This window comes from Fervidobacterium riparium, from assembly GCF_025370035.1.
GTDB classification, from domain to species: Bacteria; Thermotogota; Thermotogae; order Thermotogales; family Fervidobacteriaceae; genus Fervidobacterium; species Fervidobacterium gondwanense.
The window spans coordinates 2,030,439-2,051,852 of sequence record NZ_CP009277.1; the positions used below are offsets into that span (position 1 = coordinate 2,030,439).

At 39.1% G+C, this 21,414-nt stretch carries 19 protein-coding genes and 1 tRNA gene; 14 read left to right on the plus strand and 6 right to left on the minus strand.

From position 1 onward, the window contains the following. The first annotated feature begins 1 nt into the window (after position 1). The 6 genes from IB67_RS09760 to IB67_RS09785 are packed head-to-tail and all read left to right on the plus strand — an operon-like array spanning position 2 to position 4,957. Positions 2-892: a pseudouridine-5'-phosphate glycosidase gene (locus IB67_RS09760; RefSeq protein WP_218587322.1), complete on the plus strand. Its 891-nt coding sequence runs from the start codon at positions 2-4 to the stop codon at positions 890-892. Further along, positions 856-1,749, plus strand: a complete 894-nt coding sequence (locus tag IB67_RS09765) for an RNA polymerase factor sigma-54 (protein ID WP_072761099.1) — start codon at positions 856-858, stop codon at positions 1,747-1,749. The genes IB67_RS09760 and IB67_RS09765 overlap by 37 nt, the downstream gene beginning before the upstream one ends. Positions 1,750-1,760: 11 nt before the next feature. Continuing rightward, positions 1,761-2,351, plus strand: coding sequence for a phosphodiesterase (gene yfcE / locus IB67_RS09770; RefSeq protein ID WP_072761097.1), 591 nt, complete (start codon positions 1,761-1,763; stop codon positions 2,349-2,351). 21 nt (positions 2,352-2,372) lie between these two features. Then, positions 2,373-3,107: a glycosyl hydrolase 108 family protein gene (locus IB67_RS09775; protein ID WP_072761095.1), complete on the plus strand. Its 735-nt coding sequence runs from the start codon at positions 2,373-2,375 to the stop codon at positions 3,105-3,107. A gap of 28 nt (positions 3,108-3,135) precedes the next feature. Further along, entirely contained in the window at positions 3,136-3,738 is a 603-nt protein-coding gene (locus IB67_RS09780; RefSeq protein WP_072761093.1) for an IMPACT family protein, read from the plus strand. Between the two features lie 28 nt (positions 3,739-3,766). Next, positions 3,767-4,957, plus strand: a complete 1,191-nt coding sequence (locus tag IB67_RS09785) for a pyridoxal phosphate-dependent aminotransferase (protein ID WP_011993255.1) — start codon at positions 3,767-3,769, stop codon at positions 4,955-4,957. Positions 4,958-5,020: 63 nt separating this feature from the next. Here IB67_RS09785 and IB67_RS09790 read toward each other — a convergent pair whose 3' ends face one another. Then, positions 5,021-6,289, minus strand: coding sequence for a hypothetical protein (locus IB67_RS09790; protein ID WP_072761091.1), 1,269 nt, complete (start codon positions 6,287-6,289; stop codon positions 5,021-5,023). Between the two features lie 143 nt (positions 6,290-6,432). Between IB67_RS09790 and IB67_RS09795 the strand changes: the two genes are divergently transcribed. Together IB67_RS09795 and IB67_RS09800 are read left to right on the plus strand one after the other, a co-directional pair. Continuing rightward, the gene (locus IB67_RS09795) at positions 6,433-6,675 is read left to right on the plus strand and encodes a tetratricopeptide repeat protein (protein ID WP_072761089.1); all 243 of its coding nucleotides are present in this window, start codon (positions 6,433-6,435) and stop codon (positions 6,673-6,675) included. 38 nt (positions 6,676-6,713) lie between these two features. Beyond that, positions 6,714-8,570 (plus strand): methyltransferase domain-containing protein, encoded by a 1,857-nt coding sequence (locus IB67_RS09800; protein WP_072761087.1) that lies wholly within the window; start codon positions 6,714-6,716, stop codon positions 8,568-8,570. 46 nt (positions 8,571-8,616) lie between these two features. Here the strand turns inward: IB67_RS09800 and IB67_RS09805 are convergent, their stop codons facing one another. The 4 genes from IB67_RS09805 to IB67_RS09820 are packed head-to-tail and all read right to left on the minus strand — an operon-like array spanning position 8,617 to position 12,288. Then, positions 8,617-9,630, minus strand: coding sequence for a glycosyltransferase (locus IB67_RS09805; RefSeq protein ID WP_072761086.1), 1,014 nt, complete (start codon positions 9,628-9,630; stop codon positions 8,617-8,619). A 32-nt stretch (positions 9,631-9,662) separates the two neighbouring features. Beyond that, complete coding sequence (locus IB67_RS09810; RefSeq protein ID WP_178137771.1) at positions 9,663-10,193, minus strand: acyltransferase; 531 nt, start codon at positions 10,191-10,193, stop codon at positions 9,663-9,665. Further along, complete coding sequence (locus IB67_RS09815; RefSeq protein ID WP_072761083.1) at positions 10,177-11,298, minus strand: DegT/DnrJ/EryC1/StrS family aminotransferase; 1,122 nt, start codon at positions 11,296-11,298, stop codon at positions 10,177-10,179. The genes IB67_RS09810 and IB67_RS09815 overlap by 17 nt, the downstream gene beginning before the upstream one ends. Positions 11,299-11,310: 12 nt before the next feature. Continuing rightward, the gene (locus IB67_RS09820) at positions 11,311-12,288 is read right to left on the minus strand and encodes an NAD-dependent epimerase/dehydratase family protein (RefSeq protein ID WP_072761081.1); all 978 of its coding nucleotides are present in this window, start codon (positions 12,286-12,288) and stop codon (positions 11,311-11,313) included. A gap of 170 nt (positions 12,289-12,458) precedes the next feature. On the opposite strand from IB67_RS09820, the gene IB67_RS09825 reads away from it, so the two are divergent. After that, positions 12,459-12,547: transfer RNA gene (locus IB67_RS09825), tRNA-Leu, on the plus strand. Between the two features lie 51 nt (positions 12,548-12,598). Here IB67_RS09825 and IB67_RS09830 read toward each other — a convergent pair. Beyond that, on the minus strand, positions 12,599-13,402 hold the full coding sequence (locus tag IB67_RS09830; protein WP_072761079.1) for a flagellin: 804 nt from the start codon (positions 13,400-13,402) through the stop codon (positions 12,599-12,601). Between the two features lie 220 nt (positions 13,403-13,622). Here IB67_RS09830 and IB67_RS09835 point away from each other — a divergent pair, with 220 nt between their 5' ends. The 5 genes from IB67_RS09835 to IB67_RS09855 all read left to right on the plus strand — a co-directional run bounded on the left by IB67_RS09835 (position 13,623) and on the right by IB67_RS09855 (position 21,309). Then, a complete protein-coding gene (locus tag IB67_RS09835; protein ID WP_372589800.1) occupies positions 13,623-14,792 on the plus strand; it encodes a flagellin N-terminal helical domain-containing protein in 1,170 nt (389 codons plus the stop codon). A 148-nt stretch (positions 14,793-14,940) separates the two neighbouring features. Next, the gene (locus IB67_RS09840; protein WP_434223479.1) at positions 14,941-16,104 is read left to right on the plus strand and encodes a flagellin N-terminal helical domain-containing protein; all 1,164 of its coding nucleotides are present in this window, start codon (positions 14,941-14,943) and stop codon (positions 16,102-16,104) included. Positions 16,105-16,159: 55 nt separating this feature from the next. Continuing rightward, positions 16,160-17,326 carry a flagellin N-terminal helical domain-containing protein gene (locus IB67_RS09845; RefSeq protein ID WP_434223480.1) on the plus strand — a complete coding sequence of 389 codons (1,167 nt, stop codon included), beginning with the start codon at positions 16,160-16,162 and terminating at the stop codon, positions 17,324-17,326. Between the two features lie 142 nt (positions 17,327-17,468). Then, positions 17,469-20,108: a tetratricopeptide repeat-containing glycosyltransferase family 2 protein gene (locus tag IB67_RS09850; RefSeq protein ID WP_072760269.1), complete on the plus strand. Its 2,640-nt coding sequence runs from the start codon at positions 17,469-17,471 to the stop codon at positions 20,106-20,108. A gap of 31 nt (positions 20,109-20,139) precedes the next feature. Beyond that, positions 20,140-21,309 carry a flagellin N-terminal helical domain-containing protein gene (locus tag IB67_RS09855; protein ID WP_072760271.1) on the plus strand — a complete coding sequence of 390 codons (1,170 nt, stop codon included), beginning with the start codon at positions 20,140-20,142 and terminating at the stop codon, positions 21,307-21,309. The last annotated feature ends 105 nt before the right edge of the window (positions 21,310-21,414 follow it).

A 21,414-nucleotide genomic window follows, 5' to 3' on the forward strand; every position in this document is an offset into this window, starting at 1 on the left:
GATAAGACTCGGTAAACATGTCGAAGAAGCTTTAAACAAGAATCAACCAACAGTCGCACTCGAAAGTACAGTAATCGCCCACGGTTTGCCGTTTCCACATAACGTTGAAACTGCTAAACTTCTTGAGGAAATTGCAAGAAGCGAAGGAGTTGTGCCCGCCACAATTGGTGTCCTCAAAGGAGAAGTTATCATTGGCATGACCGAGGAAGAGATAAACAAGATGCTTGAAGATGAACCGCTGAAAATAGGCACAAGAGAAATACCATATGTTGTAGGGCTCAAAAAGAGCGCCGCTACAACTGTCAGTGCAACAATGCGATTCTCAAAACTTGCTGGAATCGACGTTTTTGCTACTGGCGGCATCGGAGGTGTCCATGTGGGCGACTGGGATGTTTCGCAGGACATCACCGAAATGGCAAAAACGGATGTTATAGTTGTCAGTGCAGGTTGCAAATCGATACTCGACGTGAAGAAGACTATAGAATTTATGGAAACTTTTCAGATAACTGTGCTTGGATACAGAACGGACAAATTTCCCATTTTCTACGAAGGTTTGTCAGATTTCAAGTTAGACCACACAGTTCAGAATGCTGAAGAAATCGCAAAAATTTTCAAGGCTAAGAAGGAGTTATCCATAGAAGGCTCAATACTTGTAGCAAATCCAATCCCTGAGGAATACATCGTTCCTGAGAGCGAGGTTGAGGGGTATATCCAACAAGCCTTGAAAGAATGCAGTGAAAAAGGTATAACCGGAAAAGGTGTAACTCCGTATTTACTTTCCAGAGTTGCTGAGCTTAGCAATTACAGAACGCTCAAAGCAAATATAGAACTTTTGAAGAATAACGTGAGGTTAGCATGCCAGATAGCAAAAGAGCTCGTGAAACTTCGCTAACACCACGCCTTGAACAAAAGCTAATACTTACGAAAACTGAGAAGTTCTACCTTAATATTTTGAGCACGCCGATACATCTGCTCAAAGAGAAGTATCTTCCAGTTATGGAAGTGGAAGATTACGCTGTTGCGTACTCAGAAGACCTACACCAAGTTCTTGTTGGCCTACTGCCTTTTCTTGGGCTTTCGGACAACGACGAAAAGATTGCTGAGTACATAATATACAATATCGACAGCAGGGGAAAAATAAGAATTAGCGCAGAAGAAATAGCTGAAAATTTTGGAATAGATATTTCTCACGCTCAGGAACTGATAGAACTTCTACTGACCGAATTTTCTGAGGAAATATCCCAAAACACAGGAGGACAATTCAACGAATACGTCGAACCTGATGTTATAATTACCCCGGAGAAAGTTGAAGTGCTAAGAATAGAAGTCAAAGACCCAATAATCATGAAAGCCTTAGAGATGCGTGCAGAGACACTTTACAAAATCTGCGATGAGATACGGAAGGTGAACGAATACTTTTTGAGAGGATACAGACGATATCCGCAGATATTAACTATGAGGCATCTCAGTAAGACAATTAGCTTACACACATCAACGATCAGTCGTGCCGTTAAAGGAAAGTATGCAAGTACTCCGATCGGCACTCTACCACTAAGGCTGTTCTTTGGAAAAATCATCAATCCACAAATTGTGAAAAACGAGATACAGAGACTCTTAGAAATAGACAACACACTGACAGATGCTCATCTGGCACTCATACTCAAATCCGAAGGCATAAATATATCGCGCAGGACGGTTAATAAATACAGAAAACAGGTTTCAACCGCTACGAAGGAGGGAAAGGCTTAGTTGCCTCATGTATGAAAATACTCGTTGTCAGCGATACGCATGGTTCAGTGAAAGCTTGGGAAGATATTGAAAAACTTTTTGATTTAAAACAATTCACAAGCATTTTCCATCTTGGAGATGTGCTCTATCACGGTCCACGAAATCCGTTACCTGATGGATATGACCCGAAGAGCTTAGTTGAGAAGCTCAAAAACTACCGAATAGACTACATCAGAGGCAACTGCGATGCTGATATAGACTTAAAGGTTTTGTCTGTACAAGAGATGCCGAAGGTGACAATGGAATACTTCGGAGATTTTTCCTTCTTGCTCGTCCACGGCGAGATATTCGAGGAAAATGATATAAAGCAATTTGTCAACGACACGAGCGCTCAATTCATAATTCACGGACACACACATATACCAAAGATAGAGGAAATAGACGGAAAATTTGTGCTAAACCCCGGCAGTACATCACTACCCAAAAATGGAACGTCGAGGAGCGTCATGACTATTGAAATCGACGAAAACACACTCCTTACGAAATTCTACAACCTCGATACCGGAGAAGTATACATGGAAAGAACATGGACATTGAGCGATTCAAAATTGATAACTGAATAATTGTCTGAAGTGCTAAAAGGCATGAACAGAGCTGAGAGAATAATCCTTTACCTGATAATTCTTGGCTTACTTCTCTTCTCAAATGCAATAATCTATCAAACTTTCTTTTATGCACCTTCCCAAAAGAAGGCAATTAATTTGGCATCTGTTTCGGTTGAAAATACCGGTAATGAGGTCGTTTCCGCTTCAACTGATGGAACTACCACACAAAATGTGGAAACTCCAGATTCAACACAACTAACGCTCAAAAGCTTTAATGAACTTAAGAAAGATATTGAGAATCTCAGAAAAGCTCTCTACAACAACTCCATAGTCGAGTACGTTATATACAGCGTTGTCGACTTTGAAGGGAGCACTCTGACATTTGACGAACTCGGAGGCTTTACGAAATACGGAATCTCTTCTAAGCATAACCCGGATGTTAACATCTTCAACCTAACGCGTGACAGGGCTTATTACATCCTGTACACAAGGTACTATGTTCCGAACAGAATATATGAATTCCAAAGCATCAGACTGCAGGTAGCCATGATGCATATGTGCACTTTATTTGGCAAGAAGGCGCTAACAATAGCATATTCTGTACTTCCAAGAAGTGAACTAATTTATTTGAAAGATTCTGACCCGAGGTTTCCATGGATAGTTGAAAAATTAAGAACAGCATTCTCACAGCACGCCCGTCAAATTGGAACGAGATACCCTCAATATCTCAAAGGCTGGTTGAACAGAATAAACAAAGTCTTCTACATTGGATAGTTTCTGAACAGGCAGGTGTTTTGCAAAAGTGGAACTTGAGAATTTTAAAACACTTGAGGGAAGAACTCAGATTAAGATAAACATAGAAAGGTCCATATTCATCGCGACTCTACATCAAGCAAGTTCAGAAGAAGAGGCAAGGGCTTTCATATCAGAAATCCATAAAACTTACATAGATGCAACGCATAACTGCCCTGCATATAGGGTTATAACTAAGAGCGATATTGTTGAATTTTCCTCAGACGCGGGAGAACCATCTGGAACAGCTGGACTTCCCATGCTTAATACATTAAGAAAATACGGCTTGTTGAACGTGGCAGTAGTTGTAACGAGGTACTTTGGCGGGGTGAAACTCGGCGTTCGAGGGCTCATCGATGCGTACTCTTTAGCTGTTCAAAGAGCTATTGAGGAAGCAGAAAACAATAATCGCATAATTGTGAAAAGAAGAGCATACAAGCAAAAATTAAAGATAGATTTCCTTTCATACGGCAAAAAAATGCAACAGCTCAGCTATATCGGAGTTACCATACTTGATATTTCGTACACCGAAGAATATGCTTATCTTGAAGTGTTGCACGATAAACCATTAGACCTACCCGAAGTTGAGAGTAGAGAAGAAGTATACGTGTAGAATAACCACAATAAAGGAGGCAAGAGAAATGGTATCAAAAAGGGCAGTTGAAACACCCGCAAGTCCAATAAGAAGATTGGTCCCGTACGCAGACGAAGCTAAAAAAAGAGGTATAAATATTTACTATCTCAACATAGGACAGCCGGATATAAAGACTCCAAGCGTGTGGTACGAATATATCGATAAATACAAACCAGAAGTCGTTGCATACACTCATTCTCAGGGTCTTTTAGAACTCAGGGAAGCTTTTTCAAAATACTACGCAAGGCATAACATACACGTGAGCGCCGACGAAATAATGGTAACAAACGGTGGAAGCGAAGCGATAATGTTTGCTCTTGGTGTCGTATGCGACCCAGGTGATGAGGTTATCACAATAGAACCATTCTACGCAAATTACCTTGGATTTGCTTCCTATCTAAATGTCAAACTTGTTCCCGTGACTGCCCACACTGAAGACGGCTATCGACTGCCGCCGATGAGTGAATTTGAAAAGGTTGTCAGCCCAAAAACGAAAGCTATTCTCTTCTCAAACCCGTCGAATCCAACGGGCACAGTCTACACCTACGAAGAGATGAAGCAAATTGTTGAATTCGCAAAGAAGCATAATCTTGTGATAATCTCGGACGAAGTGTACAGGGAATTCACATTCGACGGCAGGAAACACATATCAGTATTTCATTTCGAAGGAATCGAAGAACAGACGATAATGGTTGACAGTATATCGAAAAGGTACAGCGCCTGCGGCGCAAGGATAGGAACGTTGGTAACCAAGAACAAAGAATTTTACAAAAGCGCTCTCAAATTTGCACAGGCAAGGCTTTGTCCAGCGGAGACAACACAATTCGGTGCTATTGGATTGCTTACACTTGGCGAGGAATACACAAATTCAGTGAGGGATGAATACCAAAAAAGAAGAGACGCAACATACGAAGCGATGAAAGAAATCCCTGGGGTAGTTGTACACAAACCTGAGGGAGCGTTCTACCTCTCTGCAAAGCTTCCAGTTGACAATGCGGAAGACTTTATAATCTGGATGCTCAAAGAATTCAACGTTGACGGAAAAACGACGATGGTATCACCGCTCAGCGGATTCTACGCAACGCCAGGAGCAGGAATGAGTGAAATAAGGATAGCGTACGTACTTGAAGCCGAAAAGCTCGCAGACGCCGTGAGGATACTTGGGGAAGGGATAAGGGAATATAATAAAAGAAAATAACAAAGGGTAGAAGAAATAAAACAGGGGCATTTGTGAAATGCCCCTGTTTGTTTTTCTTAGAAATTAGAAAACAGCGTAGAACCACTTCAATATCTTTAATCCATCCTTTGGAACGAAGAAATCCTTCAATGTCATATTTGCTGAAATGACGTCTTCATCTCCTGCGATTATGTTTGCATCAAGGTCAATGTTGTAAGGTTGAAATTCAGTTGAGCTGATTACAGGGAATGTGTAAACATCGTTTTCTAAAGCTTGTAAGTAGCCCTTTGATATTTTAACATAGTAGTCTGTATCTAGATTTGGGTAACCCCCTTCAGAAAGCTCATAATACGAGGTAACACGGAACAAATACAGAATATCAGACATTCCTGACAGACCTGGATTGTACGGAGTAATTGTTGCTTTCAGTGTTCCATCCATTACCTCTGTTGCTACCAATGTTTCAGGAAGTTCGGCAGGAGTGATAGAACTTGTAGCAAATGGCGTAGTTGTTGGATATGCTTTTCTATATTCTGAATATGTGAATCCTTCTTTCCAATTGAAGTAACCAAACACGTACAAATCTGTATCGTTCTTCAACGAACTTGGAATTTTGTGGTCCTGGTCATGTGAAGCTACACCAAATGCAGCAGTCTTTCCACCTACCAACCAGTCTAAGAAAATGTCTTCAAAACGATTTATTCTTTCACTATCTTTAAAATCAGATGTGCTCAAGTTAATTGTTTTATCGGTGTATAACTCGAAATTTCTTAATATAGCAACTTTCTGAACGCCTTCTTCAGACCACAATGATGGATAATAAATTACCAAATCACCTTTGCCTTTTGGCAGATGTTCAGCGACCGCGACTTTGTTGCCACTAACATCGTCAATCGATGGAAAGCGGTGTTCAATCAAGAAGAATATTCCGAGTTGCGTATTTGTAGCAAAATCACTTGGCAGGTTGATTGTCAGCGTCGCTGCATCTTCGTCGGTTGCATTTCCAACATCCACCGGTACAAAATTCGTTTCCAAGAGCTTGTAATGTATAAAAAACACCTTTGTTGCTGAATAAGTATCACTTGGTTCAGCAACAGCCACGGAATAAAGACCACTTGAATCGTTGACAGTGAATTTATATACACCATTTGTTCCTGTCAACTTAGTCCAAGTGCCATTTAAACCGTCCCTTGCAAAAACCAAAGTTGCGTTCGTAATATGCCCGTGTCGTGATGTTTGGATAACAACTTCCTTAGGATTTTCAGCCGGTGTTAGGGGTATACAAGAAACCAAAACTGCGATCGCAAAAGCTAAGACTAAAATTCCATGGAAATACCTTCCTTTAACTCTCATAATATCATCTCCCAAAATAGGATGGGGTTTTTTACCCCGGATAAATATTTAGACTGTTGAAGATATCAAACGTTCATAAATAGTAGGATAAAAGGACTCATTCGGGGAAAAATATATTTGAAAAAATTGTTAGAGGTTAACGTATGAATGATGAAATTCAAAAATTAATACAATTGGGTGACTATTCAAAAGCTTTTGAAATGATTGATAAGCTTGAAGATAATGAGCCAAAAAAGCATAACTTTCTTGGGATGATATACTTCAACCAGGGAAAACTAACTGAAGCAAAAGAAGCATTTGAAAAGGGACTTAGATATTCCCCAATTGATTCTGATTTATTATTCAATTATGGATATGTTTATTATTCAATTATGGATATGTTTTGAAACAACTTGGGAATGACAAAGAAGCTTGGAGATACTTAATGAGAATACACGACAAAGATTGGGCTGTGTACGATTTACTCGGGGATACTCAACTGAGCTCTGGAAACATTCCGATGGCTTTGAAATACTATTCAAAAGCGGCCCAGCTAACTGATAATCCAGAAATGAAAAACAAGTTCATGGAACTGTACAAGAAAGAGAAAAAAGACACGAAGATAGCATTCTTATGTCTGCCAGTGTACGAAAATTTTCTTAAAGATATCGCTGAAGTGCTATCTCTTACTTATGATACAAAGCTTGTTGTGACTGAAGACATCAAAACCTTACAGGAAGCTGTAAGATGGGCTGATATAATTTGGCTTGAGTGGGCGAATGAAATGGCAATTTTTGTGACGAAAAACATACCAGAACTTTCTAAAAAGAAGGTTATCTGCAGATTGCATAGTTACGAAGCACTTACTGATTTTCCTGAAAGAATAGATTGGACAAAAATCGATCATTTGATCTTTGTTGCAAAGCACACACAGGAGATCTTCCGTGAGCTTCACAAGACACTTGATATCCCGAACGTGAAAGAGCATGTTATTAGCAATGGAATTGATCTGGACAGATTTAAGTTCACTTTGCACAAACCAGGCTATAACTTAGCTGTTGCAGCAATTATAGGTCACAAAAAGGATCCAACAATGTGGATTCAGCTTCTTGCTAAACTTAAAAGAATTGATAAGAATTACAAGCTCCACATAGCTGGAGAATTCGAAAATTTCAGATACAAGGTTTATTTCAATTATTCAATCAAAGAGGTTGATTTAGAAGAAAACATGATTTTACATGGTTGGGTGAAAGATATTGAAAAATTCTTGGAAGATAAGAATTTTGTCTTATCCACAAGTATACATGAAGGTCATCCCTACAACATAATGGAGGGCATGGCAAGAGGAATAAAACCGATAATCTTGAATTATCGCGGAGCGAAAGAACAATGGCCAAACGACTTAATTTACAATACTTTAGACGAAGCCTTAGAAATTATAACTAACAAATCTTACGATTCAGAAAGCTACAGAGCATTTGTAGAATTAAACTATTCGCTTGAGAAACAGATTGTGGAAATTTATAGATTGATTAAAAGCATTGATGATAAGACATATAATACACAAAAAACAAGTGTCTCTGTCATTTCAAACAAAGACGTGGTTGAGGACAAAAATAAAGAAAACTTGGAAAAAGCTAAAAGTGCAGATGAGATAAAAGATTATTACGATAATTTTTTAGAGAGATTGAAGTACGACCATATTAGAGAGAATCCAAGACATTCACGTGTGAAAGATACTCTTTCAAAACTCGTCAGACCTTATATCAAAGTTCTTGACATAGGCTGCGGGACCGGCATCACGTCATACTTTATGGCTTCTAAAGGTGCAATTGTTACTGCGATCGATTTGTCTGACAAGTTGATCGAATTTGCAAAGCAAAATTCTTATCATTCCAACATTACTTACATCGTCGCTGATGCTACAAAATTAGAACTAAACAGGAGCGACTTTGATCTTATCACAATTGTAGATTCTATGGAACATATTCCTCAAAACATCGTAAATGATCTCTTCAAAGTTATAAAAAATCACAGCAATTCTTCAACAGTGATTTATCTAAATATTCCGGATGCGAGGTACCAAACTTTCTTAAGAAATAACTATCCGGACAGATTGCAAATAGTTGATGAGACGTATTATCTTGATTTTCTTTTCAAAAAATTCGGTGAAATTGGTTTTGAGCCTATTTATGTAAACATATACGGATTAGACGTACCCTATCAGTATGACGAAATAGTCTTTGTCACAAAAGAATACCTTGAGAATACTTACAATGTGGAATTTTCTAAGTACAAATAAAAGAATGGCGATATATTTAAACTTTTAATTGTTAGAATTGAAAAGGTTAAAGGGTCTCATACAGCTTTTTAAGTTCCAACCCAATTGTTATTTTGCTATGATAGTTTTCAACATATTTCCTGGACCTTTTCCCTATTTCATGACGCAGTTCACCAGATTGTAGTAGCTTTTCAATCTCCTCTTCTAGTGTAACGGGTGTTGCATTGACTAACGGTAAATCGCTTGGATACTTGTCTATCAGATCCTCCCTGATGTAACATACAACTGGTTTTCCAAGTGCCATTGCTTCAACTGAAAGTATACCATGGGCACCTAAGATTACCTGATCAATGACAATGTCTGAATTCAAAATTGTACTTAAAACCTTATCATGGGGTAATCCACTTAGCCTGATATATTCAAAGTTGTATTTTAGTAGAAGTTTTTCAATCGCATTCTCAACAAAAGAAGTTCCTTTTACGTTTGTTCGACTTGGAGCATGTACAATAACTGGTCTTTCGTTGACGGGTTCTGGGTACTTTGGTTGAAGAACTTCTGTGTCTACTGCTTGTCGTATTAGTTTTATGTTTTTAAAAAACGGCTCTATATATTCATATAACTCATAATCTGAGATGACAGCGCAATCGACAAATCTTGATATTATCTTCAACTTTTCGATCTTCAAATTGTCATCACCAAGGTGCATCTCGTCGCTGTAAAACGGATTCTTTTGCTTTGCAATAGATTTTAATCTCACATCGCTCCCCCAGAAATTCATCAACACTTTTTTACCCATAAATTTAAGTGCAGGTAAATCGAGATTCTGGTGAATTAAAGACTCTCCAAAATGAAAGTGGAAAATATCAAATGAGTTTACTAATTCGGTGAAAATCTTAATCTCTGCACCAACTAAGTCATAGACGTGGGTTGCGCCTGTAATTTTGATTATTATGTCATCTTTGTATCCAAAAGGATGCTCTTCAAAAGTCAGTTTTCTTGCATTTACACCAACTTTTCTTAAAGCATCGGTGTATTCCCAAAGCTGGCCAGCTATTTCGATTGGGGCATGTAAAACTCTCAAGAAATTCCCTCCTTTAGTTTGAAGTATCAAAATTATCTTTCACGAAGTTTTTTTGCAGGATTACCTGCCCAAATTTCATAGGCAGGAACACTCTTGGTAACTACAGATCCAGCCCCTATAACAGCTCCTTCTCCAATTTTAACACCCGGCAGTATTATCGATCCAGCACCTATATCAGCTCCATCGCTTATTATAACTTCCTCAAAAAGTAAGGGTGCGAAATATACGGGAATGTCCAAATGCGTTAAATCGTGCTGCGATGTTAGTATGGTAACTTTTGGACCAATTCCAACAGCTCTACCTATTTTTAACCCACCTGCACCGTGGAAAAAGCACTGTTGGCCAATCCATGTGTGATCTCCTATGGATATAATATTCTTATAATAACCTTTCAATATAGTGTAGTGACCTATGTATACATTGTTACCAATCTCTATATTTTCCGGATGAAAAACCAGTACTCCGTGCTCGAAAATAACGTTTTCTCCGAGCTTTTTGAAATCTTTAATGTCAAACATACCTGTTCCATGTGACTTATTGATTTTGTTATTCTCTATCTTCATTGAATATCATCCTTTCCAATGATTCAACAACATATTCAATTTCCTCCATTACCATATCGTTGTATATTGGTATAGCAAAGGCTTTATCATGAAGTACCTTTGCATTTGGAAAATCTTCGGAAGAGCATCGATAAATATCCTTGTAATAGCTCAATTCATGTACAGCAAATGCTCCTACGGTTGTTTCGATACCATACCTCGAAAGCTTCTGAATAATTTCAGAATTTGTAAAAGCGTTGTGCATTACAACGAAAGCCTGATAAGAGTTTACGCAATCATCCGTCGTCTTTTGCAAACTTAGTCCTTTTATCTTTTCAAGTCTTTTCATATACTCATTTGCGATTTTTATTCTTTGCGAAACCATTTCATCGAGTTTTTCCATTTGTACGATTCCAAGTGCAGCCTCGAACTCATTCATCCTATAGTTAAGCCCTGGCATTAAGAATTCTCTGTTATTACCTACCTGGAAGAATCCATGATTTCTTAGAGCAAATATTTTTCTCGCAATTTCGTCATCATTCGTGACAACTAACCCACCTTCTGCTGTTGTAATTACTTTTCTTGGATGGAAACTGAAACAACCAATATCCCCGATAGTACCACACTTTCTGCCTTTGTAAAGACTTCCTAATGCACCTGCAGCGTCTTCTATAACTTTCAGTTCGTACTTTTTTGCTATCTCTAAAATTACATCCATTTCTGCAGGATTGCCAAAAAGATGCACGGGCATAATTGCTTTTGTTTTGCTTGTTATTTTTGATTCAATTTGTTTAACGTTTATGTTATAAGTGTCTAAATCAACATCAACAAACACAGGCTTTGCCTTAACAAGCTCTATGACATTTACAGTTGCCGGAAAAGTGAAAGATGGAACTATTACCTCATCACCTTCATGTATGTTCAAAGCTAAAAGAGCCAAGTGAAGAGCTGCAGTTCCAGAACTAACTGCTATACAATATTTAGTACCAAGGTATTCTTTGAGTTTCTCTTCAAAAATTCTGACTTGTTCTCCTTGAACAAAGTATCCACTGTCAAGTATTTTTCTAAAATTGTTCAGTAATTCTTCTTTGTCAGCAATACATGGCATAGAAAGTCTTACTCTCATGTTCTTTCCTCCTTAATATACTTTATTGATACGACTTTTATACCACTCGATCGTTCTAAGCAATCCTTCGTTTAAATCAACTTTTGGATTGTAATTTAATATTCTCTGAGCCTTTTCAATATTTGGGATTCTCAACTCCACGTCGATATAATTCTTTGGAACAAATATGATAGGTGAAGATGAGCCGGATAAATAAATTACCTTCTCTGCGAGCGAAAGAATGGTAAGCGTTCCCCTGGGATTTCCAATGTTGAAAACTTCACCTATGGCCTTATCGTTTTCCAGAGACAAAAGAATTCCGTCAACCATATCGTCTATGTAACACCAAGATCTAATTTGTGTACCGTCCCCGTGAATTTGCAATGGTTCATTTTTTATGGCTCGAACGACAAACTGGTGTATTGCACCCTCACCGATCTGTCCAGGTCCGTACACATTAAATGGTCTTAAGATGGTACTTCTTAGTCCAAATTCCTTATTGTATGCATTGATTAAATGTTCGCCCGCAACTTTACTTACAGAATATACCCATCTTGCTTCTCCTACAGGTTGTAAATTTGTTGAGGTATCTTCTGATGATTTAAAAGCTGTTACGCCAAAGACCTCACTCGTGGAAAGGAAGACTAATCTGTGGAGTTTATCAATTAGTCCTTTCTCCTTAACAACCTTGAGAAGAAAATAAGTACCAATAGTATTGATTTCCATAGTCTTGACAGGGTTTCTTAAAACAGTATCCACGCCAGCTATAGCTGCAAAATGGAGAACTATGTCAGTGTTTTCGGGAATTGAGGAATATAGAAGCTCATAATCTAGAATGTCACCTTTTATTATAGATATATTGTCGACGTTCAAATTGAAAGTATCGCTTTTTGAATGGCGATACATGTTATCGTATATAATTATCTTATTATCATTACAAAGTCGCAGAATAGTATTCCAACCGATAAATCCGGCACCACCGGTAACGAAAATCACCTTATCTCTTATCATATCTCCACCTCACCGAAAGTTTTCTTGGCTGCTCAAATTTATGATTCTGTACCTCTTAAACCATTTCCTTTTTCAAGCTCTTGTAGTCCATTTTCAACATCTTGCTTATAAATCTCACTGAAAAGTCTTGAAAAATTAGCGAACAAGTGGTATAATAAAAACACAAATAAGCCGAGGTGGCGGAATTGGCAGACGCGGTTGACTCAAAATCAACAGGGGTTCAAACCCCGTGCGGGTTCAAGTCCCGCCCTCGGCACCAAATCAAAAGGCGGTGGAGAAATCCACCGCCTTTTTTCAGTTGGAGGGATGGCTATCCAAGAAGCCTTAAAACATTCATTGCATTAGCATTCGACTGTCCTATGATGCCTATCGTTGCTTGCTGTTGCAATCGTGTCCTTAACCAGTCCATTACTCCACGTGCCATGTCTGTGTCTGTCAATGTACTCACGGAGGAGGTGAGGTTGAGCATTGTTGTACTTAGATTCCTTGCAGCGCCTTCCAATCTGTTTGTTACACTGCCTACGTAAGAACGCGTATTCGAAACACTTTCGATCGCTGTGTCTAATGCCTTAAGTGCATTCTGCGCATTTTCGACATTGTTGAGATTAACGTTTTCCAACCCAAGAGATCTAATGTCCATGCCCGGGAGGGTGACTCTCATTTGCTGACCTTCATTTGGACCAAGTTGCACTTGCATGTCTCTAATATCACCGCCAATAACTCTCCTGTTGTTATAGGTTGTCTGCTCGACAACCCTGTTAATGCCTTGCGCTAACTGACTAAATTCCTGCTGCAAAGCCGTTCTGTCAGCTTCCGATAACGTTCCGTTGGAAGCCTGTACTGCAAGTTCTCTCATTCTTTGGAGATTGCTCGATACGTTCTGAATACCGCCTTCCGCAACGTTCATAACACCAATTGCGTTGTACACACTCATCATTACCTCACGGTAACCGTTCACTTGCGAACGAATCCTTTCAGCAATTACAGTTGAAGCTACGCTTTGTTGAATAGGAATAGTAGCCTGTGCCAAACTTTGAGCTTGTGTATTCTGTGTTGATTGGAGATTTTGCAAATACCTTATTGCCCACATACCGACGTTATTATTGATACGCATAACCATCCCTCCCTACAGGGCATGGACGAAAAGAGATTTTTTGCTTTCACGTATTTAGACTTTGTAAATTCCGAAATCGTTCAAAAATTTTTTTCAGAGATATTTTAAGCTAAAGAAGTCCTTTGTTTTTTCCGATAATAACAATGGATTTCGGGAAGTGGGGATCCCCGAAAAATAACTTTGAGAACTAAGGACAAAAACCACATGGAGGTGGAGAGGTATGAGGATTAACCACAACATTAGCGCACTGAACAGCTGGAGAAACATCAGCATGACGAACATGGACATGAGCAAGACACTTGAGAGACTCTCATCTGGATTAAAGATCAACAGAGCAAGTGACGACGCAGCGGGTTTGGCAATCAGTGAAAAGATGAGGGGACAAATCAAAGGTCTTGACATGGCAATCAAGAACTCGCAAGACGCTATCAGCTTGATTCAGACAGCAGAAGGAGCACTGACAGAAGTACACTCGATACTCCAAAGGATGAGGGAACTTGCAGTACAAGCATCAAGCGATACGAACACAGACGTAGATAGGAACCAGATACAAGCAGAACTCAACCAGTTAAGAGAAGAAATTGACAGAATCTCCAGGACAACGGAATTCAACACGAAGAAATTGTTAGATGGAAAACTTGAGAACTTCAGATTCACACCAGATGCAAAAGTGGTTACAGGTGGAAATATTAATGTTTCTCTTGGAACAATCAGAAATACCGCTGGCGAAGGAACATATGTAATAGAAGTTGGACAATTAAACGGAAGCGTTAGCAGTGCAATCGATGTTAGAATTACAAGAATAGACGCATCCGGCTCAATAACCACAACATCAGCAACGATAGGTGCAGGTGTTGTTGCGTTAGGTAATATTACATTCAGATGGACAGGCTCAACATTTAGCATTTCTGATTTCGGAGGAGCACTGCCATTGAACGAAGTTATAGATAGCGCAGTTGTAAGAGTAGAGGCATTGTACACGTCAAATACACAATTGATATTCCAAATAGGTTCAAACGAAGGGCACAACATGATAGCAGGAATTGACAACATGAGTGCAAAGTCACTTGGACTAACAACAAGTACACTTAAAGTGACAGACCAAAATAGTGCGGAAAAAGCGATAATGGTAGTAGATGGAGCGATACACAGGGTAAGTACAGCGAGGGCAGCGCTTGGTGCGATTCAGAACAGGCTTGAGCACACGATAGCGAACCTTGGAGTAGCAGCAGAGAACCTGACAGCAGCGGAAAGCCGAATAAGAGACGCAGACATGGCGAAAGAGATGATGCAATTCACAAAACAGCAGATACTGTTGCAATCGAGTATGTCGATGCTTGCACAAGCTAACGCTCAACCTCAACAGGTGTTGCAAATCTTGAGAGGATAAAACATTTAAAACATTAGGCTAAAATCACATTTTATAGAGTACTTTATCAAGGAGGTGATAGAAAAGTATCAAGTTTATGGTTTAGAACTTTTCGGAAGTTTTTATTTAATTAAGTTCAGGACGAAAGTACACAAGGAGGTGGAGAGGTATGAGGATTAACCACAACGTGAACGCACTGAACAGCTGGAGAAACATAAGCATGACAAACATGGACATGAGCAAGACGCTTGAAAGACTCTCATCTGGATTAAGGATCAATAGAGCAGGAGATGACGCAGCAGGTTTGGCAATCAGTGAAAAGATGAGGGGACAAATCAAAGGTCTTGACATGGCAATCAAGAACTCACAAGATGCTATCAGCTTGATTCAGACAGCAGAAGGAGCACTGACAGAAGTACACTCGATACTCCAAAGGATGAGAGAACTTGCAGTACAAGCATCAAGCGATACGAACACAGACGTAGATAGGAACCAGATACAAGCAGAACTCAACCAGTTAAGAGAAGAAATTGACAGAATCTCCAGGACAACGGAATTCAACACGAAGAAATTGTTAGATGGAAAACTTGAGAACTTCAGATTCACACCAGATGGAAAAGTAGTTACAGGTGGAAATATTAATGTACAAATTGGTACAATCACAAACTCGGTGCAAGAAGGAACTTACGTTGTAGAAGTTGGGCAGTTAAATGGTGGCGTATCATCAGCAATAGATGTCAAGATTACGCTCATCACTGCGGGAGGAACAAACAGTAAAGTAACTGCTATCAACGTTGGAGCTCTTACATTTGCAGGAATCAATATCACCTGGACTGGCACAACATTTAGCATTGCAGACTTTGGAGGAGCACTACCTTCGAATGAAGTGATTGATAGTGCAGTTGTACGAGTGGAAGGTAGATACACAACGGCGAGTCAACTTATCTTCCAAATAGGTTCAAACGAAGGGCATAACATGATAGCAGGAATAGACAACATGAGTGCAGAATCACTTGGATTGTTAACAAGCACACTCAAAGTGACAGACCAGAATAGTGCAGAAAAAACAATAATGGTGGTAGATGCAGCGATCCACAGGGTAAGTACAGCAAGGTCTGCACTTGGTGCAATCCAGAATAGGCTTGAGCACACGATAGCGAACCTTGGAGTAGCAGCAGAGAACCTGACAGCAGCGGAAAGCCGAATAAGAGATGCAGACATGGCGAAAGAGATGATGCAATTTACGAAGCAGCAGATACTGTTGCAATCGAGCATGTCGATGCTTGCACAAGCTAACGCTCAACCTCAACAGGTGTTGCAATTACTTAGATAAATATAGTTTCAGATAGGACTTTTCAGGACGAAAGTACACAAGGAGGTGGAGAGGTATGAGGATTAACCACAACGTGAACGCACTGAACAGCTGGAGAAACATCAGCATGACGAACATGGACATGAGCAAGACACTTGAGAGACTCTCATCTGGATTAAGGATCAACAGAGCAGGAGACGACGCAGCGGGTTTGGCAATCAGTGAAAAGATGAGGGGACAAATCAAAGGTCTTGACATGGCAATCAAGAACTCGCAAGACGCTATCAGCTTGATTCAGACAGCAGAAGGAGCACTGACAGAAGTACACTCGATACTCCAAAGGATGAGGGAACTTGCAGTACAAGCATCAAGCGATACGAACACAGACGTAGATAGGAACCAGATACAAGCAGAACTCAACCAGTTAAGAGAAGAAATTGACAGAATCTCCAGGACAACGGAATTCAACACGAAGAAATTGTTAGATGGAAAACTTGAGAACTTCAGATTCACACCAGATGCAAAAGTGGTTACAGGTGGAAATATTAATGTTTCTCTTGGAACAATCAGAAATACCGCTGGCGAAGGAACATATGTAATAGAAGTTGGACAATTAAACGGAAGCGTTAGCAGTGCAATCGATGTTAGAATTACAAGAATAGACGCATCCGGCTCAATAACCACAACATCAGCAACGATAGGTGCAGGTGTTGTTGCGTTAGGTAATATTACATTCAGATGGACAGGCTCAACATTTAGCATTTCTGATTTCGGAGGAGCACTGCCATTGAACGAAGTTATAGATAGCGCAGTTGTAAGAGTAGAGGCATTGTACACGTCAAATACACAATTGATATTCCAAATAGGTTCAAACGAAGGGCACAACATGATAGCAGGAATTGACAACATGAGTGCAAAGTCACTTGGACTAACAACAAGTACACTTAAAGTGACAGACCAAAATAGTGCGGAAAAAGCGATAATGGTAGTAGATGGAGCGATACACAGGGTAAGTACAGCGAGGGCAGCGCTTGGTGCGATTCAGAACAGGCTTGAGCACACGATAGCGAACCTTGGAGTAGCAGCAGAGAACCTGACAGCAGCGGAAAGCCGAATAAGAGACGCAGACATGGCGAAAGAGATGATGCAATTCACAAAACAGCAGATACTGTTGCAATCGAGTATGTCGATGCTTGCACAAGCTAACGCTCAACCTCAACAGGTGTTGCAACTGCTCAGATAAACAATTTAATATCAAATGTTTAACAAAAGCGGGCTTCACGCCCGCTTTTGTTTTTTTGCTTTTAGGAAAGTGATTTACGAAAGATGAATAATATTTTAGAAGAATTACAAAATATCTTTTCTCCTTCGGAGGGGACATACATATGGAGAAATCTAACCGTTGCCTAATTAGTGTTGCTATGATTACGAAAAACGAGGAACACAATTTAGATAGGGCTTTGGGAAGCATTAAGCCTTACGTTGACGAAATTATTGTTGTTGATACTGGTTCAACAGACAAAAGTGTTGAAATAGCGAGAAAGTATACTGATAAGATTTATTTCTACGAGTGGCACGATGACTTCTCAGCTGCCCGTAATTATTCTTTACAATTTCCAACATGTGAATGGGTGCTCATATACGATGCTGACGAAGAAGTAAGAGAGGATTTTGCTGGCATAAGAGAATTCTTGGAGAAATTGCCTGATGATGTTAATACTGTTTATCTTCCTACACTTAATTATCTCGACTGGGATCTCAAAAAGACTGAGATAGCGTCAACGGCGAGGGTTTTTAGGAACGGCACCGTGAAGTATGAAAATATCATTCATAATCAGGCTATTTACAAAGGTAAGATAGTGGAAGCACCTTTCACGATATATCACTACGGATATATTTGGACACGAAAATTAAGAAAGAGCAAGTATGAAAGAACAAGAAATCTTATCGTTAAACTTTTGAATGAAACGAAAGATTTACCTTCACAAGAAAGAGTTTACTACCTTTGTCAATTATATAAGGCAGAACTCATAGGTTCAAGGAAGTACGTTTTATATGATATAGTCCAGGAAATACTGAGTATCATAACATCTGATAAGAAGATGCCATCAATAGGCCTTGAAGTGTTGTTCATGCATTCACTAGATCTTAACAACAAGGGTTTCAGGGAAGAAGCTAGAAATTTGTTACACTTCCTTTTAAAAGTCGAGCCAAGTAATCCAGACCCGTATTATGCTTTATTAGCTGTAGAAGAGGCTGAGGAAAATTATAGTAAGGTAATAGAATATGGAGAAGAATTTCTCAAGAAGATAGATTATGTTGAGAAAAATCCTGAGAAGTTTGCTTGGACAATAATTTCTATCAAGTACGTTCCTTCAGCTCATGCCTTATTATCTATTGCATATCTGAGGTATAAGAATGTAAGGAAATTCAAGGAACATTTTTCTAAGGCGTTTGATAAATCAAGACTCTTGCCACATGAAGTTCAGAAGTTTGTAACCGCACTTCTAAAAGAAATTGCGAAAACTGACGACAGCACATTTTCTAAGGTCTTGAATGAATTAGCGGAAATACTACGAATATCAGCAGAGTATGAACTAAAGATAAGTGTCTTTGAAATACTAGAAAAGATTACAAATTTGCACGTGGAATTTGATTTTTCTTTGTTTAGTCCTTTTTTAAACACGCGATTTGGAACACTTGTCTTGGAAAAACTGAAGAGTGGTAAAGACGGTCTAATATCTTATGTTCTTGGTGAAAATGAAGAAGAAATATTAGACAAAATAAAGGAATACGGTATAGAAGGGCTTATATTCTTCCACGAAAATATGAGTGATGATGATCCAGTCAAACTCAAGATTCTAAACAAGTTGCGTAAGTTTGAAGATGAGACGATTTCCGGAATCTCAAATGCACTTATTGGTGATATCAATCTCCGGAAAGCTAATTATTCTCTTGCACTTGATTATTATAAACGCGCTTCTCAGGTCTTTCCAGAATTGTCAAGGTTCATAAAATCTGTACTCGATGATCTGAAGACCAAACTTGATCCAACGATAGAAGGCGTTTTTAAGGAACTGAAAGAATTTTACATTAAAAACAAGGAATTCATGGTAGGAAATTTAAGAAATTTTCCAAAAGCAGAACTCGAGCGTCTATACCTTATATCAGATAGTGACTTTGCAAAGTATGTTAGCGCAGTTAACATTGCGGTATCAAATAAAGAAATGGCAAAAAGGCTATTTGAAAGCATAACTAACAAGGAAGACTTCCAGTTCTTAGAGTATAAGTATGCTAAACTGTTTGAAGAATCAGATAAGGATGAGGACTTAGGAAAAGCGCTTGATTATCATCGTAAGGCAGTGGAGAAGAATGTAAATTTAGGTGACATTTTAATAGGTACGTATAGATTTGATGGTTTCTATCCCCATGAGGAATTTGGAAATTCTCAAGATAAAATAGTATGGGTTGGGAATATCTCCGAAAAGCATTCTGGACTTGGCGTAATTTCGCCAATTAGGGTTTGGAGGAAAGGGGAAAAGTTCTATTATGCATCACCATTTCACACAGATGAAGCAATCAAGATTTATAAGGAAAGATTAAAGACTCACAAGCTACCAAGGCTTACTGTGAATAAGAAATATATTCTTGAAGCTCTATCATATTTAAATGCATCAGATATTAAACTAATTGAAAAAGATGATGAACATCTAAAAATTGTTAAAGCGTGTACGCTTGAATTGGGCATCGAATATTCTGAGGTTTCCAAAAATATATTAAGTTATGAACTTATAAACACCGCTAAGGAATTTAATAGTGCGTTGAAGAATGTTCAAAGTGGAGTGCTCTTCTATTTTGTGCCTGATTTTGAGAATCGAGAAGATATGGTTTGGTATTATCCACTATTTAGAATCATTAGAACAAGAAAGCAAGTGGAAACGGAACTTAGAAATCTTGGGTATACTCACATAGAGCATTTTGTATTTGACGAAAACACAAGAGCAGTGTTATTTAAGAGAAAATAATTAATATTTCATTATCCATGGAGGTGAGGTTATGCGTATTAACCACAACTTATCGGCTCTTAACGCATGGAGGCAGATTACACTCACAGACTCAGACATGAAAAAGGTACTTGAACGACTTTCCTCAGGTTTGAAGATCAACAGAGCAAGCGATGACGCAGCAGGTTTGGCGATAAGCGAAAAGATGAGAGGACAAATCAAAGGTCTCGACATGGCGATTAAGAACTCACAAGATGCAATTTCGCTCATCCAAACAGCAGAAGGTGCGCTGAACGAAGTACACTCTATTCTTCAAAGAATGAGAGAACTGGCTGTTCAGGCTGCAAGTGATACAAACACAGACGTTGACAGGTCCAGCCTCCAAGCCGAAATTGACCAACTAAGAGAAGAAGTGGACAGAATAGCGAGAACTACGGAATTTAACACGAAAAAGCTCTTAAATGGTAACCTTGAAGGATTTAGGGCTACACCAGATGCAAAGATTGTTGCGCAGGGAAACATCGATTTAGACATTACTGCCGTAAGTTCAGCTGCAAGCGTAAATGAAGGGACAATTATAGTCGAAATTGGTCAGTTCACAGGTAATACAACAGGTGCTCTCGACGCAAGGGTTGTATTAGTTCAAAGCAATGGAGTAAGCACGGTTGTAACATCTTACTCACAAGCCTCTGTTGTTATTGGTGGTGTCAAAGTAAAGTGGAGAAATGATAGATTTAACATCAATGAATTCGGAGCTTTGCCGCATGAATCAGTTATTGATACCGGTGTGGCAAGGGTCGAGAAAATTAACACGAGTGGAAACCAGCTTGTTTTCCAAATAGGTGCTAACGAAGGCGCCAATATGATTGCTGGTATTGATTCAATGATGGCAAAGGACCTTGGATTGATTACAAGTGTACTTAAAGTTACAACTCAAAATGCCGCTGAACGTGCAATTAGCGTCATAGACGCGGCAATTCACAAAGTTAGTACAGTTAGGTCTCAGCTCGGTGCTGTTCAAAACAGACTTGAGCATACAATAGCAAATCTCGGTGTAGCGGCGGAGAACCTGACAGCAGCGGAAAGCCGAATAAGAGACGCAGACATGGCAAAAGAGATGATGGAATTTACAAAGAGACAGATACTGTTGCAATCTGGCATGTCGATGTTGGCTCAATCGAATGCTATACCGCAAAATGTTTTGCAATTGCTGAGAGGATAACAGTTTTAAAAAGTAGAATAGGGCGGGGATACCCCGCCTTTATTTTTATTCCGTGATTTCTCAGTGTGGTATAATTAATGGGAAGAATTCTTAAGAGGTGATTGT